The 26067-nt window shown below is 53.2% G+C and carries 13 protein-coding genes; 2 read left to right on the top strand and 11 right to left on the bottom strand.

What is annotated here, in order from left to right:
* Positions 1–83: 83 nt before the first annotated feature.
* From MKX51_RS14745 to MKX51_RS14730, 4 genes are all read right to left on the bottom strand, one after another.
* Positions 84–5039 (bottom strand): S-layer homology domain-containing protein, encoded by a 4956-nt coding sequence (locus MKX51_RS14745; protein WP_340992902.1) that lies wholly within the window; start codon positions 5037–5039, stop codon positions 84–86.
* 25 nt (positions 5040–5064) lie between these two features.
* Positions 5065–6171 (bottom strand): peptidylprolyl isomerase, encoded by a 1107-nt coding sequence (locus MKX51_RS14740; RefSeq protein ID WP_340992901.1) that lies wholly within the window; start codon positions 6169–6171, stop codon positions 5065–5067.
* A 63-nt stretch (positions 6172–6234) separates the two neighbouring features.
* A complete protein-coding gene (locus tag MKX51_RS14735) occupies positions 6235–8400 on the bottom strand; it encodes a GH92 family glycosyl hydrolase (RefSeq protein WP_340992900.1) in 2166 nt (721 codons plus the stop codon).
* Positions 8401–8469: 69 nt separating this feature from the next.
* Positions 8470–10650: a beta-galactosidase gene (locus MKX51_RS14730; RefSeq protein ID WP_340992899.1), complete on the bottom strand. Its 2181-nt coding sequence runs from the start codon at positions 10648–10650 to the stop codon at positions 8470–8472.
* A 310-nt stretch (positions 10651–10960) separates the two neighbouring features.
* Between MKX51_RS14730 and MKX51_RS14725 the strand changes: the two genes are divergently transcribed.
* Complete coding sequence (locus tag MKX51_RS14725) at positions 10961–12205, top strand: response regulator (RefSeq protein WP_340992898.1); 1245 nt, start codon at positions 10961–10963, stop codon at positions 12203–12205.
* 19 nt (positions 12206–12224) lie between these two features.
* Positions 12225–13964 carry a cache domain-containing sensor histidine kinase gene (locus tag MKX51_RS14720; protein ID WP_340992897.1) on the top strand — a complete coding sequence of 580 codons (1740 nt, stop codon included), beginning with the start codon at positions 12225–12227 and terminating at the stop codon, positions 13962–13964.
* Positions 13965–14042: 78 nt separating this feature from the next.
* Here MKX51_RS14720 and MKX51_RS14715 read toward each other — a convergent pair whose 3' ends face one another.
* The 7 genes from MKX51_RS14715 to MKX51_RS14685 all read right to left on the bottom strand — a co-directional run bounded on the left by MKX51_RS14715 (position 14043) and on the right by MKX51_RS14685 (position 25905).
* Positions 14043–15038, bottom strand: a complete 996-nt coding sequence (locus tag MKX51_RS14715; RefSeq protein ID WP_340992896.1) for a cache domain-containing protein — start codon at positions 15036–15038, stop codon at positions 14043–14045.
* 50 nt (positions 15039–15088) lie between these two features.
* A complete protein-coding gene (locus MKX51_RS14710; RefSeq protein ID WP_340992895.1) occupies positions 15089–17551 on the bottom strand; it encodes a family 78 glycoside hydrolase catalytic domain in 2463 nt (820 codons plus the stop codon).
* A gap of 79 nt (positions 17552–17630) precedes the next feature.
* Entirely contained in the window at positions 17631–19058 is a 1428-nt protein-coding gene (locus MKX51_RS14705) for an ABC transporter substrate-binding protein (protein ID WP_340992894.1), read from the bottom strand.
* A 139-nt stretch (positions 19059–19197) separates the two neighbouring features.
* On the bottom strand, positions 19198–20082 hold the full coding sequence (locus tag MKX51_RS14700; RefSeq protein ID WP_340992893.1) for a carbohydrate ABC transporter permease: 885 nt from the start codon (positions 20080–20082) through the stop codon (positions 19198–19200).
* A gap of 5 nt (positions 20083–20087) precedes the next feature.
* The gene (locus MKX51_RS14695) at positions 20088–21020 is read right to left on the bottom strand and encodes a carbohydrate ABC transporter permease (RefSeq protein ID WP_340940803.1); all 933 of its coding nucleotides are present in this window, start codon (positions 21018–21020) and stop codon (positions 20088–20090) included.
* A gap of 141 nt (positions 21021–21161) precedes the next feature.
* Positions 21162–23267: an alpha/beta hydrolase family protein gene (locus tag MKX51_RS14690; protein ID WP_340992892.1), complete on the bottom strand. Its 2106-nt coding sequence runs from the start codon at positions 23265–23267 to the stop codon at positions 21162–21164.
* Positions 23260–25905: a glycoside hydrolase family 2 protein gene (locus tag MKX51_RS14685; RefSeq protein ID WP_340992891.1), complete on the bottom strand. Its 2646-nt coding sequence runs from the start codon at positions 25903–25905 to the stop codon at positions 23260–23262. Before MKX51_RS14685 ends, MKX51_RS14690 begins: the two co-directional genes overlap by 8 nt.
* Positions 25906–26067: the final 162 nt, after the last annotated feature.

Genomic DNA, 26067 nt, shown 5'->3' with positions numbered 1-26067 from the left:
CTGCAATCCGTCTAGAGCTTATCAAATTGAACTGAAGCAGTAAAAGACCGCCGGGAAATCCCGGCAGCCTCCCTAGAATGAAATCACAACCCCATGATTCTGTATATTACCGCTGCAGCCTCTTCACGCGTGGTCAAACCCTGCGGTTTGTAAGTACCGTCATCATAACCATTGATGATACCGGTCTGCCGCAGATAGTTAACCGCCTCCAGAGCGTACGCTCCGATTTGCTTGTGATCCGTAAAGGCTGCGGCAGGGCCAGAAGTCTCCGGCTGCGGTCCGTTCAGACGCATAGCGCGGAACAGCATAACAGCGATCTCCTGGCGGGTAACCGGCTCCATTGCACCGAAGAAGCTCTCACTGCGCCCATTAACAACACCTGCGGCCTGAGCCGTCATAACTGCTTGGTAATACCAGGCCCCTGGAGTGACATCCTTGAAAATCCCTTGATTATTCCCGCCTTGAAGCTCCAGAGCGGACACCAGCAGCTGAATGAATTCTGCCCTGGTGATTTGCCGATCAGGTTCATATTTGCCCTCTCCTGTACCGCGAACCAGGTCACGGGCAGCCAATGCCTCCAGAATGATGGAGTTACTTGAATCCGTATCGGAGAAGTGAACACCTGCATTTGCAGTGCCATAGAGGCCAAAGTTCTGTGTTGTAAACGTAACGCTGCCTGCTCCTGATACATATTTAGAATTCTTAACCACTTCGGTTTGCCCTCCACCAGTGATGGAATAGGCGATAGCTTGATGCTGCGCTTCTCCCGGCTTCAAGTTGTGTGCAATGGATACCTTCATGGATGCAGAGCGACTTAACCTTTCAATTTGCTGTCCGTCCACGGCCAGAGAGATCCGGTGCATGGAATATGTTGTCCATTTCTTATTCATGGCCGCAGGCTGCTGTGAAGCATCTGCAATATGAACGGAAAGCTCCAGCTGCCGGGAATCCTCCGGAATACTATCCATCAGAGAAGCCACGGGAATCGTTAGGGTCACTCCGCCAGCTTGTACTGTAAGCGAGGTTACATGATCCTTGAGCTCTTTAACCGGTAGTTGAAAAGCACTTCCTTTGAACATAGCATTCTCCGCTGCCAGCTTAAGCACCAGTGCTCCGCTCTGCACACCATCCATAGCTTGCCGGATCTCTCCGTCCCGAAGCTGTGCGTGACTGATTCCATCGGCTCCCGGTTCAGCTTGTAACTGAAGGAGTCCCGGTGAATGAGTAATGATCTCACCACCTACTGTGCCGGGAGTACCTTCACTGCCGCCACTGTTATTATTATTATTATTGTTATTGTTGCCGTTATTGCTGCCGGGCGTAGGTTCAGGCGTATCCGTCCCCGCGTTATCACCGCTCCGAACCACATGTACAGTGTAAGTCTTGGAAGTAGTTCCATCGGCAGCAGTAACTTTGACATCAATCCTGTTGTCTCCTACCTTAAGCCCGCTCCCGCCTGTTACTGTCACTGTCGCCCCGGCATGAGCAGGTGTCCCTGTTACAATCACCTCAGTCTTGGAAAAAGGAAGGTTGATGGTGTAATCCAGTTTATCCTGCCCGAACCCTGAAATATCTGTACCGTCAATACTCAACCGGCTCAAAGCGGCATTGCTGCTCAGCTCCGGCTCTTCGCCCTTGCCGGTATTCATCAGCTGAAAGGTGCGGAAGAGAGTCGGGTCCTTCACACCGCCAATGCCTGAGCCCCATTCGATATAACCCTTGCGGCCTGCTCCGTCATTGTCATTGACCAGCATCGAGAAGCTTAAGACTTCACCCGCCGCTGGCCGGACGGGGCTCACTTCGCTCCAGGGCAGTGCCAGGGCATATGAGGTTACCTTATTCTGCTCATCTCTGGTCACCTTGAGCGTGCCTGTGGTCAACACTCCGGTGGCTGCCCCCTTCATGGACAACCAGCGGTAAATTTGCGGCCCCTCCGGCGTCTGAGAGATCCCATATTCATACCAGGACTGGCTGTCTCCCGGCACACCGGGAGCAAGGCTGAACTGGATGCTGTCATTCTGCCAGATATTAATCCCGGAAGCCTTATGAGTGAATACATCATCACGGATATCGGCTGTCAAATATAACTGATCTTTATCCCAGCGCAGCTGCGCAGTTCCACTGAGATCATCAACACCAATGTAACCCGTCAGTAGAGGCGTTCCGTCCGCAAGATCAATCAGCGCCGGACTGCTTGTATCCGACTGATTCGGCATCCGGTTAATATCTATATTCCGCTTAATGTGAACATCCTCGTAACCCTCCAGATCAACCGTCAGCTCCAGCGGATACTTAACGCCTTCAGCGAATCCCGGCAGTGGAATGGAATAAGGGAATTTGTTGCCCGGTGCGATCCCGGATAACTGCGATTCGCTGCCGCTAATCTGATCCTTGCCTTCACCTACAGTCCAGGTAATCTTCTTAATGACCAGAGGATCTGAGGTGGAACTATTCGTGAATTGAAGCTGAAGCGATAGATCACCGCTGCTTCCATCCTTAATATGCGGTACAATCTTCAGGCCTTCATAATACAGCCGCAGATCATCTATGGGTGCTTCAGGCAGCGTTGCCGGATCAAGTCCGGGGCCGTTATATGCTCCGATATTCGGCGGAGCCTCCGCTGACACGGCATTGCCCCAGTAATCCAGTCCGCCATTGTCTGCAATAACAGCTCCCGCTCCGAGTGCAGGCGAGTTGTCTCTCAGCTTGTAGCCGTCCACCGTATTCCAGCCGGTGCCGCCGCTGCCTTGGGCAACAAGCAGCGGATTCGCTGTGATGGAATTAGCGTTCTCCGGCTCGCTTGCAGGGTGATTGCCATACAGCAGATTATGATCGAAGGTGCCATTCACTCCCGGCAGATTATACCCTCCCTGTCCAAGGTTGTAGACCAGATTATTCTTGAAGGAATAGGGAGCGTTGATATTGCCGCCGTCATCCCATTCATGGTCGATAATTCTGGTGTTCTGCCCTGCTCCGATATAGATCGTATTATTATAGATTTGTGTATCCGGCGTAACCCCGCCTGCGAAGTTAAAGGTATGCGTCAGATCATTTTGGCTGATGTTGTAGCGTACCACATTATTAGAGGAGCCTGTCAGCACCCCCGGAGTCAAGCGCGCATCAACGAAAAGCATGAATCCGCCTTTGTTGCCATGGCTGTAATTGTATTGAACCACACTGTCTATGGTATCAATATCCAGATTGAAGCCCTGCCCGTCGCCCTCCGGCTTGTTCGTATTGAAGGACTCATTGAACTGTACAACGTTATTCCGGCCCCGGGTCGGCCATATCGCGGCGGAGCCGTTAAATTCACCCTCCTCGGAATAGTTCCCCCCCTCCTCTGCAATGTTATGTTCAATCAACCCTCCATTCACACCAAAAGTGAGAATGCCGTCGCTGTCCGCCTGCTTGACATAATTCCCGCGGATGGTGACATTGACCGTAGCATAGTCCGTTCCGTTGAACCGCTGATCCCATACCACAATCCCGGTACGACCGATCCGTTCCACCGTGTTGCCTTCGATCCATACTCCGTCGAACTTGTCTGTACCCGTTGTTCCTCCTACATATACGGAGATGCCACCGAATGCATGTGGGCCACCTTCAGCCCCGGATACGGTAGGATAGCGGAAGCTGCTGGATACATCATGCACATAGTTATCCTTAATGTGTATATTTCTTAAGATCCCTCCATTGGCATTCTCTACCATAATACCTTCACGGTAGACCGTCCCCCTCTCGGAGGCATAGTTGGTAACCTCCAGATCCCGGATCATCCAATTCGAGGCATTGCGTAAATACACGGCCCCGCCGGCCATACCTCCGCCATTAATAACCGGCTTGCTTCCGGTGCCATATGCACCGATAGTGATCAATTTCTCGTCCGTTCCGCTGCCTTTGGGATATAATTGTTCGTTCCAGATGCCGCCCTTCTTCAGCAAGATCCGGTCACCGGCCTCAAAGGTAGTCTGATTGACCACGCTAAATGTCTTCCACGCCGTCTCCGGTGTCCGCCCGTCATTACTGTCGCTGCCTGTAAGGGCATCGACGTAATAATCCCCGTCTCCACCGCTGCTACCGCCGCCTCCCTGTGTTCTATTGGATAAGGAGACCGAGCCTAGCTGCATTTGCCAGGGGGCGGAATCACCGCTTAGTTCGATTTTCAGATAATGAATACCAGGTGGAATAACCTCTGCAGGCGTATAATTGCTCCCTGTCCAAGCTCCATCACCCGTGGACTGGGGAGCATCTTGAACAGCGGGCAGCTCCGCCCAGGCCGAGGCATCCGCCGAACCGTAGAACTTGATGCTTCCGCTGGAGCCGGCAAAGGAATGCAGGCGGGCTTTGAAGGACTGCAGGTTATGCAGATGGTATACGATAAATTCAGCGGATTCTGCCGTTCTTACCGCCCGGGAAGCATCTCCGCCAAAATAATCGGGATTGCTTGTATCCATGGTCCAGTTATCGCTGTATGCAGAGAGCTGTGAGACATCGTCCAGCTCATCGCTCACCGTTAGCGGAGCTATGGATACATTGGAGAGCTTAAGGCTTCCGAGCTGCGTCATCCAGGTATCGAGATCGCCGCTGACTTCAATCTTCAGGTAATTTACACTATCCGGCAATGCACCTGATGGTGTATACATGGTTCCGTACCAGCCCGAGGCGGTCGCTGCCGGACTGTCATTGACGGCCGGAAGCTCCGTCCAGTCTGCCGCATCCGCTGATCCATAGAACTTCACTACGGCGGTTGAGCCGGAGAAATAATACGTTTGAAGCGAGAACGACTGGATGCCTGTCATCTGATAGACTGCATATCCGGTATCGGTGGAGGTTCTGACCATCCTGTCAGCATCTCCGCTGAAAAACTGAGGATTGCTGCTGTCAATCACCCAATTCTCCGAGCGCAACTCGCCTGCCGGAAGGGTCGAGAACTCATCGGTCACCGTCTCTTCGGTATGGGCAGAAACGCCCATTGTGGGGAGCATCGCCGTGCAGATCATCACCAGCGCAAGTATGGTTATTGTCAGTTTTTTCAACATTATTGCGTAATTCCTCCTCGAATTGTTATTGAATCGCCTGCCGTGCCAGATCCTCAGCCATCTGGTTATTCCATTCCACAACGGCTTCGGACCGCTTGTGATCCACAAGAGCTCGGAACTTCTGCTGTGCCAGCTCCTGTGCAATCCGATCCTTGACTTGATCGAGCGGCAGAGCTTCCGGGTCAGCTTCGGACAGGCAGTACAGGAGGTGGACAGCCCCATTCTCCACAATCAAGCTGCTCATCTGTCCCTGTGCAAGCTGTTCCGCAGCAAGTAATACCAACGGATTCTCCAGAGCTGCTGTCCGCCGTGAGGTGCTGGTAACTGTTAGCTCGCGGGTATATACTCCCAACTCTTCTGCCTGTTCACGGAGGGTTGTTCCAGTAAGCTCTGTTCCGGTAGATTCCCTTCCCGCTGTTACTGCTGCCAGGAGCTCTTTCATTCTGTCCATGGCCCCGCTCTGATCTTTGTACTCTGATTCCGGTCCGTAAGGCAGCGTCACCCATTCCACACGGGTAGTTCCCTGCTTGGAATATTTCGCGGCCAGATTGGCTTCGTATTCCAGCCTCTCCTGTTCAGCAGTGATGACGATAGAGCCATTGCGGCGCATCGCATCAATCGTTGCATCCTCAAGATTGCTCATGTAATAGCTGTAGTAAGCTTGTCCATCCAGATGCTTAGGACCATACACCACCTCCTTGTTCACTTCCGCCTGACTCCGCCGTATATTCTCGCGCTCCATTCCAATCAGGAATGCCTCAAAGCTGATGTCTGATATCACTCCAGCTTCCTCTGCAAGCTGCAGCTCTGCTTGCTTGGTCAATAGCTGAGTCTGAGCGTCCCTGATCCATCGTTGCAACGGAATCTCGCCGGAATAATCGGTCAACCAGAAGTCCTCCGAATAACCGGCATGATAAGTCTGCATGAAGTAATCGGCAGTAAGCGCCCTGTTCAACTGAAGATGCCAGTTGAATTCAGCGGTTGAAGTCTCCTGACCATTGACGATAAGAAGCGGAGGTGCTTCCCCGGGTGTATTCATGCTCATTGCTCCAATCATTATCAGACTTCCGGCGGTCAATGCAGCCAGCATAGCGGCAAGCGTTTTCCATTTGGAATGAAACCTTTGAGCCATTGTTAATCTCTCCTCTCCGCATTACTGTTAAGCGCTTTCAACACCGACTGCCTCGCCTGGTTCTTATAGCGGGGCAGGCCCCGGAACCATATTGAAGATTAACACTCCGCCGCTCATAATCTCGTCATGCGGCAAGGAGTGATGCTCCCATGGCTTACCGTTCCAGTGAACCGATGCACTATATACATTGGCGGGACTATTATTCTCCGCTTCAATGACCCATTGCCGCCCGTTGTCAAGCTGGATGGTAACCTTGTCAAACAGGGGGCTGCCGAGTACGTACTCAGGAATTCCGGGACTTAACGGATACAGGCCGAGGGCACTCCAAATATACCAGGCCCCCATGCTGCCGTTATCCTCATCGCCGGGCAACCCGTCCATCCTGCTGCTGAACTGTCCGGCCATCGTTTTGCGAACCCAGTACTGTGTTGTGGGCAACGCCCCGAGTCTGGAGAATAGATAAGGGATGTGGAAGCTGGGCTGATTGCTGATGGCAAATTGCCCGAGTCCGGCCGAAGCCATCTCCGACATTTCATGAATTTCCTGTCCATAGGAGCCTACTTTGAATACCGGTTCTTCAGCCATTAGCTGGTCCAGCTTGCGGACGAATGCCTGCTCTCCTCCCATCAGTCCGGCCAGCCCCGGGAAGTCATGGGGGACCGCCCAGCTCCCCTGCCAGGCACCGCCTTCACAGAAGGGATCGCCCCATTGCAGCGGATCAAAGGCCTCTTGCCAGGTGCCGTCCTCGTTACGGCCTCTCATGAATCCGACTTCCGGATCAAATAACCGCTTGTAATTCTGCGCACGGCTCATAAAGCGCTCATAGTCATCCATCTTGCCAAGTATTCTGGCAATCTGGGCAATACAGAAATCCCCGTATACATAATCCAGTGTATTGCTCACACTTTCATGGAACCGGTCATGCGGCAGATAGCCATGCTGCAAATATAATTCAAGTCCGCGTCTGCCCAGTCTCTCATCCGCAGCCGGATGGTCCGCGTGCTTCAGCAGGCCCTCATATAGCAGCTCCGCATTGAAGCCTCCGATTCCCTTGACGATGGCATCCGCAGCTGCCGCATCAATCAGTGTCCCGGGCATCGCACTGCGTTCACCCGGAGACAGCCACTTCGGCAGCCAGCCGTTCTCTTCATAAGCCAGCGTCCACGCCTGCATAATCTCGCCCAGTAGAGTTGGGAACAGAAGGCTGTACAGCGGCAGGCTGGTCCGGTATACGTCCCACAGACCGATATCTGAATACATTGGACCTTGGCAAATGCTGCCGTTAAAAGGGCTGTAGTGGATCTGTTCGTCCTGCACGTTGTATTCATGCCATGTTCTGGGGAACAGGCAGACCCTGTACATGCAGCTGTAAAAGGTGCGGAGATTCTCTTCATCTGCGCTTTCTGCCGTAATCCGGCTGAGCCGCTCTTCCCAGCTTGCCTCTGCTGTGCTTAAGATCTCCCCGAAGCTGCATTCACCAATCTCCCGTTCCAGATTCAGCAGAGCCTGCTCCCCGCTGATGAAGGAGGTGCCGCACTTGACCCCTGCAACGCCGGATTCCGGCAGGGCTAATCCTGCATAGGCACCGAGCCGTTCTCCGGTTCCCTCATACGTCCCTAACGGCTGATAATCTCCATTGAAGATGCCCGACTCCTCCATGATCAGGTCTGTATCGAACTGGAAGACGAAATACATGGCGAAGTTATCGGGTACCCCGGCGGTATGGCCTCTGGTATAGCCGGTAATTCTGCGCATCTCCGGCTGGAAGACAAAATGTGACTCCCCCTTCAGCGGCGCTATAATCAGCCTGTTCTGGTGCGGCTCATCATAAGTTATTCTCAGCGCTGCACAGCGTTCGGTGGGCGTCAGCTCCAGCCGGGTCCGGGAACGCTGCAAGTGTACACTGAAATAGTGGGGGGAGACCTGCATCTCCCCCGGTTTGAAGGAGGAGGAGCGTGCGCCGGGGCTGAGCAGCAGCGGCCCGCTCTGCGGCAACAGCGTCAGATGTCCATAGTCCCCGATCCAGGGACTGGGCTGATGGGTCAGGCGGATGCCCTCCAGGTGGCGGTGACGGGGATGGAAGAACCAGGTGCCGCCCGCTTCATGGGTTTGCGGACACCAGGCTGCCATACCGAACGGCATCGCTGTAAGCGGCAGCGTGTTGCCGTTGGAATACCGGAAATCCGATTCTGTTCCCTGCATGGGATTAACATAATCTACCAACTTCACACCAATACACTCCCTTCGGCCGGATCTCACCGGCCGGCTCTATAATATCCGGCAATACGCTCTGCCGTCTTAAGCTAAGCGGAATACCTGAACATCCCCGGCCTGTATCCGTACACTCAGACGGGTTGTTGAAGGCTCCTTCTGATCCGCCGGCCGAATATCGGCGTGTCCGCCGGTAAACCAGGGTTCGGCTGAGGTATACACAGCACACAGCTTAATTTCAGTCGCGATGTCCTCTTTCCCTTCATTATGCACATATAGAAACGCACCCCGGTCTGTTCCTTCACCTTCGCCCCATTCAGACAGATCGGCACGGACTTTACCGCTGGCCTGCACATAAGTCTCCAGCTTCAGCTCCTGCTGCAGTAGCTCCCGTACCAGTTGAAGCGTACCGGGATGTTCATCCTTCCAATAGGCAGCTGCAAGCAAGGTGCCTAACCATACAGCCCGTCCGCTGCCGTAATCAGCACAGGTTAAGGCAGGCATGAGGTCTTCGGTAAATTGGGCCAGTACCTTCACATGTCCTTCCAGCTCAATATCTGATTTGTAGTAGGAACCATGAGCCAGACCGCCTGCGGCAGGCTCCTCTTCCCCGCTATGCCCCATCACATTCCGCAGCGGGATCGCCGTCCGGGATTCGAAGGCCACCTGATGATAGCTGTGATCCAGATTCTCGGCGGAGTGAATCCAGGTCTCGCGGACGCCGAACACTTCATCGAATCCATATCCCGGAACGTTATAGCTGTGACAGCCATTCTCTGCCTGAAGAGCACCGAAGGAGCATTCCGAGATCAGAATTCCGCCCTTCTCCACCCACACACGCAGGATGGCGCACAAGTTGCGGCTCAGGTAGAGCGGATAAGGCATCCACAGGCAGCGGTATGGCTTCAGTGACTCCTCTGTAACCTCAGAGTCATGCAGGAACTCTACTTTATAATTAAGCTCATGCAGCAGCTTATGGGCGCCTTGTATGGAGTCGTTGTAGGTATCCAGATGATCATGCGCTGCGAAGTTGGCAATCTGATTCTCCGGGCTGAACAGAATGGCAATCCCGTCCCCGCGGCGTTTGGCCAGCATCAGCTCCCGCTTGTTGCTCTGTAGCAGCTTGTTAAGCTGTGCCATGTCCTTGTACCAGGGCGTAGCGCTGCTGTCCAGATAGACACTGCCCCAGGCCGGAGCTTCCTGACCCAATATCTCTGGCCTGTATTGCCAGAACAGATATCCGGTGATGCCGCGGGCAAGCGGGGTCAGAATATGCCGTTTCATTTCCAGAAGGTCCGGCTGGCGCGGCTTCATCGCTGTATTGCCCGGCAGCGCGTGAATTTCCGAGTTAATAATCGGTTTGCCTTTGGCCGCCGAGATCAGCAGATCAGCCGACCACGCCGAAGACCCCAGGCTGTTGCCTGTCAGATCACAGGGCTCTGCCAGCTTGAAATCATCCGAACCAGCCGTAATCATATTGAAGATTGGCGCAGGTACCGTATGAGCCATAACCGGATGCTGCACATCCAGCGACTTCACTATTTGTACCCGGCTCCGCAGCTCCGCTGTCAGGGTGTCCGACATGAACAGCCGCCAGTCTACCAGATCGTTGAAGATGCCTTGGCCCCGCGGTGCCTCCACTTCCTCCCAGTCCCCGTAAGTCCGCTGCCACGATTCGTTGAGCGCTTCCAGAGAACCATATTTGTGGATCAGCCAGTCATGAAATGCGGGCAGCGAATGCCTGCAATAACAGACCTGGTTGTCAAAAGACAGCTTACGCTTAATCCCCGTAGTCAGCTCCGGCTCATTCCACAAATCCCAGACCCAGAGCGCCGGATGATCCTTGAACGCCTTGACGGTCTCCTCCAGAAAGCGTGCCTTCTCCGCAGCGGCTGGAGCATGATGATAGCAAGGTCCGGGCGCTCCGCCAATCTGGCGGCAGTTAATCGCTCTTGGCTCCAGAATGGAACCGTCGGCCGTGACCATTTTGGAATCCGGATATTTTCTATAGAACCAGGCCGGAGCTACGTCGAAAATTACATTCAAAATGACCTTAAGCCCATTCCGGTGAGCTATATCCATCAGCTCCTGAATATCATCGAACACGAATGTCCCTTCCATGGAGACACTGGAGCGCCACTGGACCCAATACTTCACACAATTGAACCCCTGCCCGGCAATATTGCCGAGGTCTTGCTCCCATTGATCCCGGAAGGGGGTTGGGGAACGGTAATATTGAAAACCGAATGGAATAAATGGATCTTGCATGAAGAAACTCCTCCTACAGCGTTCAATTTCGATGATCTTCCACTTATAAAAGCGCTTACTGCTTATTCACGCTTAAAGTCTATCACAGTGTATTTTACGAAAGTTAGGATAGAATCCTATGAAACGGTTTGCGAACCTGTTGAAATGGAACCAGTCGCCGCTATACGGACGTTGATAGGCAGACCCGTGGGGGTAAGATGCTGCGATATCGTTTGTGATCCTGACCACCTGATTATTTACTGCTCCTCTAAAAGACAATTCACGTTTATAATGACTGTAAGACACAGAAAACTACTACGGGGTGAAGCTAATGTTGAAAGCGCTTGTAGTCGATGACGAATACCTGGTACGCATGGGCATCACACAAACTATTGATTGGGCAGAATACGGCGTTGAGATCATTGGAGAAGCCAGCAATGGCGAAGAAGGCCTGGCGCTCGCCCTGCAGCACCGTCCGGATGTGATTATCACCGATATCCGCATGCCGTTCATGAATGGTCTGGAGCTTATAGAGAAAATCCGCGAACAGGACATGCTGGTGGGCATTGTCGTTCTTAGCGGTTATGATGAATTTCAATATGCGCAGGCAGCTCTGCGTTATGGCGCTTCGACCTATTTACTGAAGCCCATTAATATAGAAGAACTTGCAGATACGGTGCGCTGTGTCGGCGATGAAATTCTGGAGAAGAAGCTGCATTCGAAGCGGTACTCACAGCTTAACGGGGAAATCGCTTCGATCTCCAAGCAATTCTGGCAGGATTTGCTGCATGGGCAATTGGATGATGAGGAATTTGTAGCCGGTAAGTTAAAGCTGTTGAGTCTTCAGCTCGAACCCGGAGAGGCTATCCTTCCTCTATCTCTCGCCTTCCCTCCCGACAATGGCCTAGAGAGCAGTGCGGAGGGAACGAGAGCATTGGAGGATGCCGCAGCAGCCTTGATGGAAGCGCATTCTTTGGAGCAGCTCTGCCTCTTCCGGGACAGCCATCTGGAGTGGGTTATGGTAATTCGGACCAGAGAATTAACACATGCCATTGACTATGCCCGCAGCTTGGGCAAACAGCTGTCCGAATGGAGCCAGCAGCACTTCGGGCAGCCGCTCAGTATAGGTATAGGCAAGCCTACAGAAGATTGGTACAGGATCGCAGACTCATACCGGCAAGCTGTTCTTGCCGCACAGCGGGCTTTGACAGGTGTTGAACGTGTGCTGTATGCCGGGGAAGAAGCCGGAGCGCGCTGCCGGCGTGAAATCAGGGAAGCACTCGCTTTTATCCGGGAGCATTATGCCGGGAATATTACCGTTGAGCGGGTCGCTTCGGCGGTATTCGTGAGTCCGACCCATCTGATGCATCTGTTCCGCAAGGATCTGAATAAGACCTTCTACGAGTGTCTGACGGAATACCGCATCGAGGAAGCCAAGCGTATGCTGCGTAATCCGATGTACCGGGTCTATGAGGTGGGTAATCAGGTCGGCTTTACCGATTCCAAGTATTTCAGTCAGATCTTCAAGAAAATGACCGGTATCCCGCCAAGTGAATATGCGAAAACCTATGGTTAAGCTACATTTGGAGAAATGGATGAATTCCCGGCTGCGGCGGTTCAAGATCAAGGGCCGGATTGTAATTGTCCTGTTAGCGGGCTTGTCTCTGCATCTGGTGCTGATGCTGGTTATTTTCAATTTCTACTCTTATACCTATCTGCAAAAAGACTTGTACCGTCATGTCGTTCAGACGCAGCGCCAGATTGGACTGAGCGTGGAGCTGATGGCCGATGACATCCAGATGCTGTTCCTGCGGTTTCTGGTGAACAGTGACATCTATCAGATCATCAATAATGACCACCTCCCGGCTGCAGACAAGGAATCGCGAATCGGAGCCATTATTGACGATATGCTGGCCGATAACTTCTTGGCAGGCAATGTTATCATCCAGACCAATGACAATGTACTCTATTCTTATCAGACCAAGCAGCAGATGCTGGAGGTTCCTGAAGCCCTGTTCATCAAGCGTATTCAAGAGAGCAGTATGCCTGTGGTTGGTGAGATCAAACGGGATGGCGAAGGCAATGCCTACATTCCCTTCGGACAGCAGTTCCGCAACTTCAATACGGGGCAGAATATCGGTGTCGTGATTATTTATGTCAGAGAGTCCGCCTTGGCGGCACTGTATTCCTCCAGCTTCACAGGCATCGGCTACTCCTTCCTGACGTCCGGCAACCGGATTATTTCCCACCCTGACAAACGGCTTCTGGGCAATTTCCTGGAGGAGAGCGCACCGCTTCGTCCGGGTAAGGAAGAAGGCTACCGTACTTGGTCGGAGAATGGCAACACTTATATCATTGCGACCTATCCGCTGAATCCCCGGCTGGAGTCCCTTGGGGTTAGCTGGGAATTCACCAGCGTGATCTCCAGCCACAAGCTGTTCGCGGGAATCGTCAAGGGCAACCGCAATGCGCTCCTGTTCGCCAGCGTAACCTTCATCGTGCTGCTCCTGCTGTCCTTCTATCTGGCAGCGCAAATTACCCGTCCGCTGCTGAAATTGAAGAAGAAGCTGGGGCTCTTCGGCAAAAAAGATCTGGCTGCTGTCTATGACCAACGAGGACAAGTAGATGAGATTAGCCAACTGGAGAACAGCTATTACCAAATGGTGGAACGGATCAGCCAACTGATGCTGGAAAAGGATGAGGAGAAGGAAAAGCAGCGCAAGGCCGAACTAACTGCGCTGCAATCGCAGATTAACCCCCATTTCCTATACAACACCTTGGATGCGATTGCCTGGATTGCCCGGCTGAAGAAGCAGCCGGACATTGAGCGGCTGATTTCCTCATTGGCCACTTTTTTTCGGATCAGCCTGCATAAAGGGGATAAGTTCGTCACGGTCGAAGAGGAAATCCGTCTGGTGCAGAGCTTCGTGACGGTCGAACAAATGCGGTTCCCGGATAAGTTCGGAGTGGAATATGAGATAGATGAATCCTTGCAAGGCGTCCGCATATTGAAGCTGATTCTCCAGCCTATTGCAGAGAATGCGATCAAACATGGCATCAGCGAGAAGCGCGGCGCAGGCCGAATCTGGATTAAGGGGGAGCTTCGGGGGGAAGAGATCCGGTTCACCGTGACGGATGATGGAGTCGGATTCGCAAATGGGGCAACACTCAGCCAGGCCAAAGAGGATGTGCTGTTCCAGAGCGGCTACGGACTGCGTAATGTGGACGAACGCATTAAGCTGGAATATGGTCCCCAATATGGGCTTAGTATCTCCAGCACTCCCGGGCAAGGCACCACCGTGACCATCAGCTTGAAGAAGGAATTGTCCAGATGAGATCAGGGCAGTGTGTTTAAGCAGGATCAACATCCACCCAAGCGCGCTTAAGTTGAATCCTGCTCAAAAACAAAGGGCTTACTCTTTCATTGTTGAATTGATCTTCAGGTATAGCTGGTTCAACGGATTGACAATACTTCCGCTCAGCATAGAAATCAGCAGCCAGAACAATAGGAATACTGCGGTGTTCAATGCCAGCATGATATATTTGAACGCCCGCAGCTCTGCGTTCATGCCGTCAGCAGAGATATAGGTGACAATCTGATCCTCTGAGTCGGGCAGCGGATAGAGCAGAATTAGGCCGTCTGCTGTTTCGCGCTCCTTTAAGCCCGTTTCATTCAGGCTGCTTTTCCCCGGTGTGGCCAGCGCTGCTCCGATTTCCTTAAGACGCACCAGGGGCATATCCGCTGCCTTCAGCAGCTCCCCGTTACCCTTCAGCAGGTAGACCTCATTCTCCCCGTAGATCGAATTCTTGTCTGACAGGTAGAAGCTGTACAGCTTGCCAATCTCCACTTCAAGGGAGAGCAGACCAAGGACCCGTCCTCCCGCATCCTGAATTTTCACTTCAAGCAGCAGACGGTCACGCAGATCCGTAGGCGCATTCATCAGCTGTTCCCGGTTCAGGACCGTCCAGCGTAAGGTCTGCTCACGATCTCCCAGGAATTGCTTCATTCCCGGGTCCTTCTTGATCTCGGTGAACGGGAGCAGCCCCGACACATTGCTGGAAGAATAAGCTGCGCCTGCTTCCCCCCAAATGTAAATGCCGAGTATATCACTGCTGGAAGAACGTATCCCTTCCAGTATCGGTGAGATGGCCCCGTCATACGCTGGTTTCTTCAGCGCTTGTTGTACCACCTGATTATTGGAGATCAGCTTGGAGGTCTCTTCCAGCCAGTTCATGAACAGCAGTGTATTCTTATGCTGCTGGCCGGTGTACTGGACAGACAACTGCCTGAGCATATCCAGGCTACGGTGCTCCATATTGCGGAACAGAATGAAGCTTGAAGCAGAGATATAGACCGTAATGAACAACACCAGGACGAGGCGGATGTTGCGGCCGAACGATCTGAACATAGGCTTCCCCATCCCCTTCCGGTGTTAGAGTGTACTGAGCTGAAATAAGACTAGCAGTTAAAGCCGCTAATGTCGATCTCTACTTCAAGCAAACCGGTATCCGTCTTCTGTACCTCTCCATTCGGCAGAATAACAGTAATGGCTGAGCCGGCTGTCCAGACGGCTTCCAAGTGGAACACTTCAATCTCTTCTTCGGTAGTGATCTCCCAGCTCACGGTTATAAGCCCCAGATCTGTGCTTACGGCTCCGCTGGCGTATTGTAGCTCTCCGCAATGAGGCTGCAAGACGATGCCATCATTTTCCTGCCGGACCCCCAATATTCCTCTGGTGAATTCAGTAATCGGCAGTGCGCTCCAGGCATGGCAGTCGCTTCTGGTGTCGGCAGAGTCGATCTCGGGAAGTGTGGTCAGACCCAGCTCCAGCTGCTTCAACCAGCGTGCCCATAGCCCGAAAGACCGGTCATACATCCCGCAAAGCTCCAGCGCGCGGAACAGATAATAGCTCATCGGCAGCGAGAGCTTAGCCATCGGCGTATGGGTCAGTACCGTTTGCAGCAGAGTCTCTCCTTCCGCAGCAGACACAGTACCGGCAAGCACCGCCCAGAGCTGCGTGTGCTGGCTAAGCTGTATCTCTGGTCCTGCCTCCGGGCTGTCGCGGAAGAACGGACCGTCCGCTTGGCGGCAGTTATCCAATACCGCAGCGTTGACTGCGGCCTTGCGCTGGCCCAGTTCAGCGGCAATCTGTGTCCAGCCGCTGGCTTCCAGCAGCTCAGCCGCTTGCCCCAGCGTATAGGCATACATTAGACTCATAAGAGTGGCAGGTGCCTGATTCGTGCAATCCGGTGCGCCGAGCGGCCATTCTTCTACCCAGTCGTAATAATTCCAGTATTGGCGCGGAGTCCGGTCGACCAGTCCTTGCGGAGTCAGCCGCTGATCGAACCAGTCCAGCACTGAGAGTATGGCTGGCCGGTAATGCTTCACCAGAGCCACATCCCTGAAGGACCTGTAGTGATCATGTATCATTCCGATCCAGTACAGGGAGAAGGAAGGAATGACTTGCGGCAGCACTGAGGGGTAGCGGCTTTGCAGCATTCCGCTTGGCAGCTGTGATGCTCTGTAATCCTCCATAGCCCTGCGGGCCAGCCTGTCGTCTCCTGACAGCAGGTACGTAAATTCCATCATCAGCTTGGTATCCATAGTGTATTGCAGCTGTTCATAATAGGGAGTGTCCTCATAGGTCTCGTGCATACAGCGCCTGAGCGTCCGCACACACAGCTCCCAGAGGCGGTTATACCGTTCATCCGAGCAGTGAAAGCTTCCTTGCAGCTGGAGCGGATATCCGGTCTCCCTGTAGCTGAGTCCGGTTATCCTCAGCGGTTCGTGTCCGGCATGAACCTCCAGCCTCACATAACGGAAGGTACGGAACCAGAAAGGCTCATATACTTCGGGCTGGACTTCTGTACCGTAACCGGCCGGCTGGTAGCTGTCGTGACCGCCCCGCAATACCTGTTCCCTCATCTCATCGCGGACGGCTTTGCGGCGGATTTCCTCATTCCCTGTCTCTTCTTCGTAGCATTCGGCGTACTGGAGTGTAATGAGGCTGCCTCCGCCACCCTGGAGCTTAAGCTGCGGATAACCTGTCGTCAGCTCGCCTGCATCCAGCTCCAGCCAGAGCTGCTCTCCCGCCTGGACAAGTACACCTTGAGCAGGCACTACAATAGAAGAGGAAGTGCATCCGGCTCCATTCTTCAGCTCCAGGCTATGCCCGGCCGTGAAGAGGGCATCCCCCTCCCCGCAGCTGCTGCGCATCAGCTTCAGGAAGCATTGTTCCTGCTCATAGAGCAGCGGAACCGGACGCCGGGCCAGCTGCCAGGGGGTTAATTGACCGTATTCATCCCTTACCGGCTGCACCACCCGGGCAGCACTCCAGGCACTGTCATCATATTCCGGCAGCATCCAGTCCCGGAGTGCTGTGTCCCCTGCGGTCTCCTCCAATCCGCCCATCCAGCGCATCATCGGAAACGGGCGGAGCCGGTAGCCGTGATCCCGGATACATTTCCAGGAGGTATCTGTAGGCAGTTCCTGCACAAGCTGCCCGTCCGCTGTAATCTCCGCTTCTACAAGCAGACCGCCTTGCTCTGAACGCCATACCGATAAAGGACCGTCTTCCCCCATTTCAAAGGGAGCGGTCCCGGCATAATGAACCACAGTAACAGCAATCACATTGATTCCCGGCTGCAGGACGCCCTCCACGCTGTATTCCTCATAATAGTGTACATGTTCATGCCCCTTGCAAGGACCGGCCCATTGACGCTGCCCATTGACGAACAGCCTGTAGCGGCTGTCTGCGGTAATGGCCACATTCATACTGTAAGCCTTTCCGGTACCGGCTGGCAGCTCAAACACTCTGCGGAAATATACCCGCTCATGCCGCGCTTCCCTATCCGTAGTTTCTTGCTCTTCCTGCAGCCAGATCCAGCGGGCGCTCCAGTCTCCCCATTCTTTTGCTGCCATGTTATCCCTATCTCCCTTCACCTTCATATAAACGGCATCGCCGCCCTTCAGAAGGACGGCGCCGGTGTTTGACTGCGTTTTATTTTACCTTATCGAGATAATCCCGCTGGAATTCTTCAGCCGCCTTGTCCAGGATCTTCTGCGGATCTGCATTCTTGTCTGTTAGCACGGATTGCAGCACGACATCCAGCTTCTGATACAATTCCTGGGCATTGACGGGTTCCTCCGCCCGCATCCCCTTGCTGCCGTTGTCCATATAATCACGGAACATGTCCAGATTCACGTTGTTGTATTTGTCGAGAATTTTCTGTTCCTCACCTATACGCTTCTCATCGGTCCAGATCCGCAGCCCGTAAGGGCCGACGATCAGCCCCTGATCGCTGAGTGTCTTCTTCTCGATATCCCAGCCGGTCAGAGCCTCCTCTGATGATTCTGGTGTGAACCCGTAGGTCTTCAGCCATTTGAATCCGGCATCAATCTGCTCTGGTGTTACATTCGGCGAGAACATATACAGGCCGCCCCCCAGCAGGGTAACAGGTTGTCCAATCGGTCCTACAGGCAGTGCTGACATGGCAATATTGTCCTTGGACATCTTGGTCTGCTGCTGGATGACCGGAGGCCAGTCGTTGGTGCCGAAGCTCATGGCAACCTGATCGGTGCCGAGCATACGGAACATGTCATTGGTCACATCCACCAGATTGTTATCCGGCAGCACATTGTATTTCCATTTCAAATCCTTCACATATTGCAGAGCTGCAGCCGCCTCGGGAGAATTGAATACAGCCTTCCATTTACCGTCAACCTGCTTCTCGAATTCCGCACCGTAAGCCCAGGCAATATTCATGAACATCCAGCCGCCCTGGCCGCTCTTCGTTGGCAGGAACATTCCGGCTTTGCCGGTCTTTTGCTTGATGATCTGCGCAGTTTCCGCCAGCTCCTCATATGTTTTGGGGAACTTCGGAATCCCCTTATCATCCAGAAGGCCCGCTTCCTTGAAGAGATTCACATTGTAGAGCATGCCGATGACATAGCCGTCCTTCGGAATCCCGTAATACTTGCCGTCCTTGGTCACCATTTTTAGAAGATCCGGGTTAATGGCCTTGTCATATCCATACTTCTTCATCATGTCCGTGATATCCGCTGCGTAATTAGCTTTGATGATTTTGCTTGTTTCGGTGAAAAAGGTCTCATATACCGTTGGAAGCTGCCCGCTCGCAGCTTTGGGCAGGAACGAGCTGACGTCGTAGCCCCATTCATCCTTATCCACTGTAATGTTCGGATAATTAGTTTTCATCTTCGCCATGAGCTGTTCATACTGGGCGATCTTGGCTTCCTCATTCGGCTTCGGCCAGTTACTGACCTTAATCGTAACCTGTTTGCTGGCTGCTGCATTTCCGCTCCCGCCTGTTTTCCCTTCATTGGAGCCGCCGCAGCCGGCCAGTCCGGCAGTAAGCAGCAGTGTGAGCGCCAGTGTTGCGGTTAGTTTCTTGGTGTGTGCCATTCTCAATGTAATTCCCCCTAGAATTATTCTTATAGCAATTCTGCATTTTGTAAAGCGCTTTCTTTAATTCTGAAATCATCTTACCATGCGCCCTTTAGAGCGCCCTACGGGGCAAAACTGTGAAATGGTTTGTGATCGGGTGACATTAACCTTTGATGCTGCCGCCGAAGGCTTGCCCGTTCATAATGTACCTTTGGAAAAAAATAAACAGCAGAATCGGCGGCAGGATGGCAAACGTCAGGGCAATAAACTGAATGTCCTGCGGTAATGTCGCTTTCAAATTATAGATGGCCACAATGACCGACCAGGTCGATTTATCCTTCAGTACCATGAAGGGCCAAAAGAAATCCTGCCATACACTATTCATCGTAAGTATCGTAATCGTAGCCATGACCGGGCCGCTGAGCGGAAGGATCACCCGGATAAAGATGCCGATGGTGCTCGCCCCGTCTATCTTGGCCGCTTCCAGCAGTGCCTGGGGAATAGAGTCGAAGAAGTTCTTGAAGATCAGAATCACCACCGGATTCACAGCAGCCATGAACCACATCGGCCAGAAGGTATTGGTCAGATTCACATGCAGCAGCGGAAAATCAATCAGGTTCTTGAACAGCGGCACCATTCCCACCGTATTCGGAACCATCATCGTCCATACAATCAGCACGAACAAGAGCGCGCTCCCGCGCGGCTTCAGCTTGGAGAAGAAATACCCGGCCAGCCCGTTAAAGGTAAGACAGAACAGTACAGAACCGGCAGCCAGGTAAGCGGTATTCAAATAGTAACTGAGAAAATTGAACTCCTGCCAGGTCTCCCACAGCTTGCTGATATCAAAGGTGCGGGGAATCAAGGTAGGCGGAATCGCGTAGAACTCCTTAATGTCCTTCAGGCTTGAGACCATAATCCAGACGGGAGGCAGGATACAGACGGCGGCGAGCGCAAGCATCAGAAGGAACAAGCCCCAGTAGAGCAGGCGCACCCAGGGTGATCTGTATTCAATATTGCCGATAATGCCGTAAGCTTCATTTGTTTTCATGGCTTCTACTCCCTGTTCAATTTCTTATCCAGCCTGAAATAAATAACGGTAAGCACCATCAGGATAAGAAAAGTAATAACCCCCAGCGCCATAGAATGGCCTGCTTCAAAACTCCGGAACGCATAATAATAGCTTTGGAGCATCAACGTCATTGAGGCATTATTCGGTCCGCCCTCAGTCATGACCAGCGGTTCATTGAAGATCTGAAATACCCCGCTGATCTGCAGAATCATCATCAGTCCGATCATGCTGGAGATTTGCGGAAGGGTAATGCTTCTGAAGCGCCGCCATACATTGGCCCCGTCGATCGAAGCTGCTTCATACAGATCATGATTGATGCTCTGAAGGCTTGCCAGATAGAGCAGCACCGTCCCTCCGAAATTCCGCCAGGTGATTGTGAATATAATCAGCATAATGGTCATCTTCGGGTCCTGGAGCCACTGCTGTACCGGGAAGCCCAAGGCACTGAGCATACTATTCAGCAGACCGCCTTCTCCGGGCTCAAACAGGAACATCCATAACATTGAAGCGGCAATACCGGGAACCATACTTGGAAAAAAGACGGAAAAACGGAAAAATGACTTCCCGTGTCTGAGTTCATTAATCACAACAGCGACTACAATCGGGACGGCAAAGCCGATCAGCAGCGACCAGATCACATACATAAATGAATTGGTCAGCGTCTGCTGAAATGCCGAATTCTGAATCACATCCTTGTAGTTCTGCAGTCCGGCAAAACTAACGGCATTATAACCCTCGGTGTTGAAAAAAGAGAGCACAATCCCTTTGACGAGCGGTTGCCAGGAAAAAAAGAAAAAGACAAACACTGTTGGCACTATCAGTATCCAGGATGACCAATCTCTGAGCAGACGCCGCACAGGATTCCCGTTCTTCTTCTTAGCCATAAAAGGCTGTGGTTCAGTGATTCTTCCAATCATGCTCCTGTCCTTCCTTCCTCCCGAAGCTATTGATTCACTCGGGTCAGGCGTTGTATCGGTGTTATACCTAAATGATAGCGCTTCCTCCTGAAACCTGAAATCCGGTAACCCTGCGAAAGCGTTTGTAAAGCTACGTATTACTCAGGCTTCAGACAGCCCGGAGCTGATGCACAGCACAGCCGCTTCCGCGCGGAAGGCCTCGCTAGCCGGATTAGGCTGTTCCTCCAGAATGCGGAGAAGCGACTGCGGCTCTACACCCGGCTGCGGCACCCGAGAAGGTGAGACTTCGGTCCAGTCCAGTTCGCCCCTCAGCCTGTAGGTTAGCCCGTACAGATAATAACCTGCACTTAATCCGTCAGCGGATGGGCTTATCCCCTCCTGCCATGAGCAGACTTCAAGGGGATGCCGCTTGTCCGGCAATACCCCGGACGCAAGGGTGATGCGCTTGTTTATGATCACTTGCTTGTTCTGTTCCCATGCCTGCTGATCCAGGCTCTCCAGCTCCAGCCGATATTCCATGCCTTGCTCTCCATACAGTGTCCAAGCTACCGGACTGCCTGCGGGTACTAACTTCGGTGCCTCCAGAAAAACCGGCTGATGGGCCGGACTGAACCGTTCAGCCTGTTCCCATTCCCCTGCAGCCGGACTGCGTCTGCGGTAATGCACCGTCCCGGTGAAGTCAAGCTCCTGATCCTGCAGCAGAGCCTTCAGGCATTGGGCTGCCTGTTCGTAAAGATCCGTACAGTTGTTATGGCCGAAACGGTAGCCAATCTCATGACGCAGCGGAATGCCATAGCTTCGGACCTGTGCGGCAAAAGCAAAGCTGAACCGGCTCAGAGTGAAGGCATCATGTGTCCCGTGGTTGATCAGCAGCTTCGTACCGCCCGCCTTCAGCCCCGACAGGAAGAACTCGGATTCCAGTCCGGCAGTTTCCTTCAGACGGCCGGGGTCACTTTCGCCTGTAAGTGTCCACAGAAGAGTCTCAATTGCGGTACTGCCGGTCTCCGGATGCCTCCAGTTATCCTTCCAGATATCGCGGTAACCGGTGTCCACCTCTGCTACATGCCAGATCAGCGGGCAGGCGCCTTCCGCATACTCACGGGTAAGTCCGTTAAGAATCAGCGGCGGTGCATAGCATAGTGTGTAACGTACCCGGTAAGGCAGCCGGTGCGGGTTGCCTCCGGCCAGCAGTGCTGTCAATCCGCCGCGCGAACCTCCTACTGCCACTACCTGGTCTGCATCACCGCCATAGTGGTCCCGGGCTCTGGCAATTGCCGCCCCGATCCCTCCATAGATTGAGCCTTGCAGGGAACGGCTTCCGATGTAGCCTCCCCCGTTCCAGAGAATGCCAACCACTCCCTGGCCCGTGCTGGCCAGCGTCTTACCTATGATCTCCAGAAAGGAAGGTCCCACGGTACTGAAGGTGTTCTCATTGGCGTCGTAATAACCATTGAACAGCAGCGGATACCTCTTGGCGTTCGCCCGATTCCAATAAGGCGGGAGAAGATAGGAAGCCAGGCTATGGCGGTTCTCCGAAACCAGCAGACTGTTGCTGATCAGCTGGAATACAGGTGCATCATCTACCAGTGCCCCTTCTTCTCTGGATTCATTAATGAAGACCACAGGATATCCGTAAGTCTTGAGCATACGGTCACTCAAGGATACGGCAACCAAATCATCGACTGCATAGAGACTGTAGCGGTCCCCGATGTAATGCTCGAATTGGGGAGTTTTCAGTGTTTTCTCCGCTTCACCTTCCCCAAACAGCTCATAATCTTCAGTGTTATATACATAAGGGCTGTCCGCGTCACTGTTATAGAGCCTTAGATGCTCGGAAATAACCTGCTCCCCCGCTTCGTCCATGCGCAGCGTTCCAATGCCGTCTGTTCCTCCATAGCGGAACCTGCCTCCTCCCTCTGCTGAATGGTTATCCCAGTGCGATACGACTGGAAACATATTAGTAAGCAGCGGGCTGACAAGTACGAACACGCCTTCTGCTGTATTGCTGTTCCCTGCTGATTCAGCTTCAACTTCAACGGTATCTTCATACAGTGTGGACCACTTTGCGTTAAGGTAGGTCACCTCGCCACTGCGCTGACAGGCCAGCTTCAGAATGGAGTGATGCCGTCTTAAATACTCCGCCACTGCCCGGCTTACCGGAATGGTGACGGGCTCATGCCCGCCGGCTTGAACGTACCGGCTTAGCGGTACGAATGGCCCTGGTACAAAACACAATGGTTTACTCATGATTCTCCTGTCCTCCATCCGGTTTGCTTGTGCCCTGGGCACTCAGGAACGATTTGAATTGAATATCCGGCAGGTCATCGGAGATGCTGTGATTCTCCCCTGCCAGGAATCCTCCCGCCTGCTTCGGCGTACAGGTCACCGTCACCGTTCTTGCCTCACCCGGGAACAAGGTCAGGAACTGCTTGTCTGCTTCCAGCCAGTAGCGGTTCCCCTCCTCTTCAGCATGTACATGCAGCAACGCTTCACTGCCTGTATTAGCTACCGTGAAGCTGGCTTGCAGATTCGGCTCTCCAGTAACAGCGGGCAGCCATCTATTCTCCTGGCGTACCTGAAGATTGCCGCCTGTAAGCGTTAACGCTGATGCGTACAGATGCTGCCTGGCGGTAGAGAATACATATACATTCTGCTGCGGTTCTTCTTCACAGTTCACGAAGGACAATCTGACGAAATATAACCGGTCCTCCTGCTCAGGTACTGTGAAATTCAGGCTCCCGGCGCAGACTGCCCGGTCTCTGTCTCCTCGGATTACGAATCGTTGCCGGTGCAAGCTCCGGCCCGCAGCATCCAAGACCTCCGCATCCGCTTCAAACCTGTCCCCTTCCCAGCCATGTACATATACATCTCCATGGAAACCGGTACCGGGTGTAAGCAGCAGACTCCGGTAGTCCAGCGATACATGCAGTGGACGGAAGGCTATCTTCATCCAGTGGTAGGCCATCTTCGGTTCACCATAATAATCGACCAGATTGGTACAGGACACGTTCGGCCAGGGTTCGTTGAGCTGCCAGACAATACTTCCGCTGTTCCGGAACTTGCGCCGCCGGTTGGCCTCCAGCACGAAGCGGATGCCCTCCGCCTGAATCCACTGGCTGCAGGCGGAGAATTGTGCCAGATCCGTCAGGCTGCCGAATATTTTTTCATCCCGGCTCAGCGTATCCCACCACTCCCCGTGATGTCTCCAGACTGCACTATTCTCCATGGAGACCGGCTGTCTGCTGTCTGCTCCCAGGAATTTCTCCAGACTCTTGAGTGAGCTCAGCCCGTCTGCCCCGAATTCACTGTGCAGCAGATTGTCGTTGCTGCCGTATAACTCGTAGTGATACGGGTTACCCATGTACTTCCAGTGACCATGAACATCATGTCCCTGGCCCTTGGTCTCGGTAATATACTCCACCGGACCCGAAGCCGAGGTTGGAAGGAACAGCCGCTGCGGATCATACTGCTCGACCAGTTCCTTCAGCATCGCCAGATTGGAATCGCTTAAGTCCGAAGGCTTATTCGGCTCGCTCATTAACTCATTGCCGCCGCTCCATATCGTCATGGCGACATGATTGCGCTTCGCGCAGAGTGCTGAGCGGGCAGACCCGCGCAGCAGTTCAAGGAATTCCGGCTGCTTGGAAGGAATATTGTCAATTCCCGAGCTCGACTGGATGAATTCCTGCCAGACCATAATGCCGTTCGCATCGCATAGGTCATAGAAGACCTTCTTCTCAATGATCCCGCCGCCCCATACCCGGACAAGATTAACATGAGCCGCTTTCATTAGACGGACCATCAGCTGATACTGTTCAACGGATACATTTCCGTAGAGATGGTCCAGAGGGGTCATATTCACCCCTTTCATGTAGATCCTGCGGCCGTTGATGACCACCGTGTAGGGCAGAGCATTGTCAGGACTGTCAACATTGCGGATATAATCAAGCTTGCGGATTCCGGTTCTTATAACCCGCGTATCCAGCTCCTCCCCGGCTTCATCCAGCAGCTTCAGTTCAAGGCTGTAGAGCGGCTGCGCTCCGTAACCGTTCGGATACCATAGCTCCGGTTCAGGGATACCCAGCGCGGTCTTGAGCATCGCTCCAGCACAGACGGGATGCGTCTGCATCAGCAGCAGATTACCTCCGGGATCAGAGCAGGAGATATTCGCCGTCAGTTTCCGGGCAGATTCAACTCCAGCCAAGGATGGGACGGCTGCCTGTATTTCAATCCTGCCAGTCACCTGAGTGCTGCCGTCCTCTTCAAACTCAGCATCGGTTGTGATGGACATTTCGCCCCACGAGTAATCCTCATGTATCCTTAGCAACACATCATCCCAGATTCCAACGTTAACCAGCCGGGTAGAGAAATCCCACTTATAATTGAACCGGCTCTTCTGCGTGAAGGTGGCCGAGGTTTTGCCGATTTGTCCCATTTCATCGGGCGCCTGCTTCAGAAGCACGGAAATTTCAAGGTTCTCCCGAACGGAGAGCAGCTCTGTGACATCAAACACAGCCGGCTCAAACATTCCCGTATGCTCCCCAAGAAGGATATGATCAGCGTATACCGCTGCTTCATAATCGAGTCCCTGGAAGACCAGCTCCACTCTGGCCCCCTTCAACTCTGGTTGCTGCAAGGTCGTACGGTACACCCACCAGCGATTCTCTACCCATTCGCAGCTCAAGCTGTTCAAGTCTTCATAGGGATTGGCAATCAAGCCCTGTCTGTAGAGATCGTAATGAACTCCCCCCGGCACCGTTGCCGGCATCCAGCCGGTGACCCCCATTAATTCCTGGCCAAGCTCCATACTTGTACCCTTCAGCGGCACCCAAGGCCAGTATCCTTTGACTTCCCAGTTCATTTCATTCAGCAGAATTTCCTTCATAGCTTCTCCCGTCCCCCCAAACCCTGATAATGTGGCGCTGTGTATAACCAAGAACGGCTCTGGCACCAGCCCGTTAATGCGCTTACAATCCACAATGCTCACCGTTTCATTACCAATGATAGCACCGGGTTCCCGAATCCGAAGGCCCCCAAATCTGTGAAA

The organism is Paenibacillus sp. FSL M7-0420, from assembly GCF_038002345.1.
In the GTDB taxonomy this organism is placed as follows: domain Bacteria; phylum Bacillota; class Bacilli; order Paenibacillales; family Paenibacillaceae; genus Paenibacillus_AQ.
Note: the sequence above shows the minus strand (reverse complement) of the source record. Positions and strands in the feature narration are given on the sequence as shown.

Excerpts from the sequence above, each read along its gene's own strand:
- MKX51_RS14715 (WP_340992896.1), bottom strand. The coding sequence starts at position 15,038 with ATGTTCAGATCGTTCGGCCGCAACATCCGCCTCGTCCTGGTGTTGTTC.
- MKX51_RS14710 (WP_340992895.1), bottom strand. The coding sequence starts at position 17,551 with ATGGCAGCAAAAGAATGGGGAGACTGGAGCGCCCGCTGGATCTGGCTG.
- MKX51_RS14720 (WP_340992897.1), top strand. The coding sequence starts at position 12,225 with ATGAATTCCCGGCTGCGGCGGTTCAAGATCAAGGGCCGGATTGTAATT.
- MKX51_RS14740 (WP_340992901.1), bottom strand. The coding sequence starts at position 6,171 with ATGGCTCAAAGGTTTCATTCCAAATGGAAAACGCTTGCCGCTATGCTG.
- MKX51_RS14685 (WP_340992891.1), bottom strand. The coding sequence starts at position 25,905 with ATGAAGGAAATTCTGCTGAATGAAATGAACTGGGAAGTCAAAGGATAC.
- MKX51_RS14745 (WP_340992902.1), bottom strand. The coding sequence starts at position 5,039 with ATGTTGAAAAAACTGACAATAACCATACTTGCGCTGGTGATGATCTGC.
- MKX51_RS14700 (WP_340992893.1), bottom strand. The coding sequence starts at position 20,082 with ATGAAAACAAATGAAGCTTACGGCATTATCGGCAATATTGAATACAGA.
- MKX51_RS14725 (WP_340992898.1), top strand. The coding sequence starts at position 10,961 with ATGTTGAAAGCGCTTGTAGTCGATGACGAATACCTGGTACGCATGGGC.
- MKX51_RS14730 (WP_340992899.1), bottom strand. The coding sequence starts at position 10,650 with ATGCAAGATCCATTTATTCCATTCGGTTTTCAATATTACCGTTCCCCA.
- MKX51_RS14690 (WP_340992892.1), bottom strand. The coding sequence starts at position 23,267 with ATGAGTAAACCATTGTGTTTTGTACCAGGGCCATTCGTACCGCTAAGC.
- MKX51_RS14695 (WP_340940803.1), bottom strand. The coding sequence starts at position 21,020 with ATGATTGGAAGAATCACTGAACCACAGCCTTTTATGGCTAAGAAGAAG.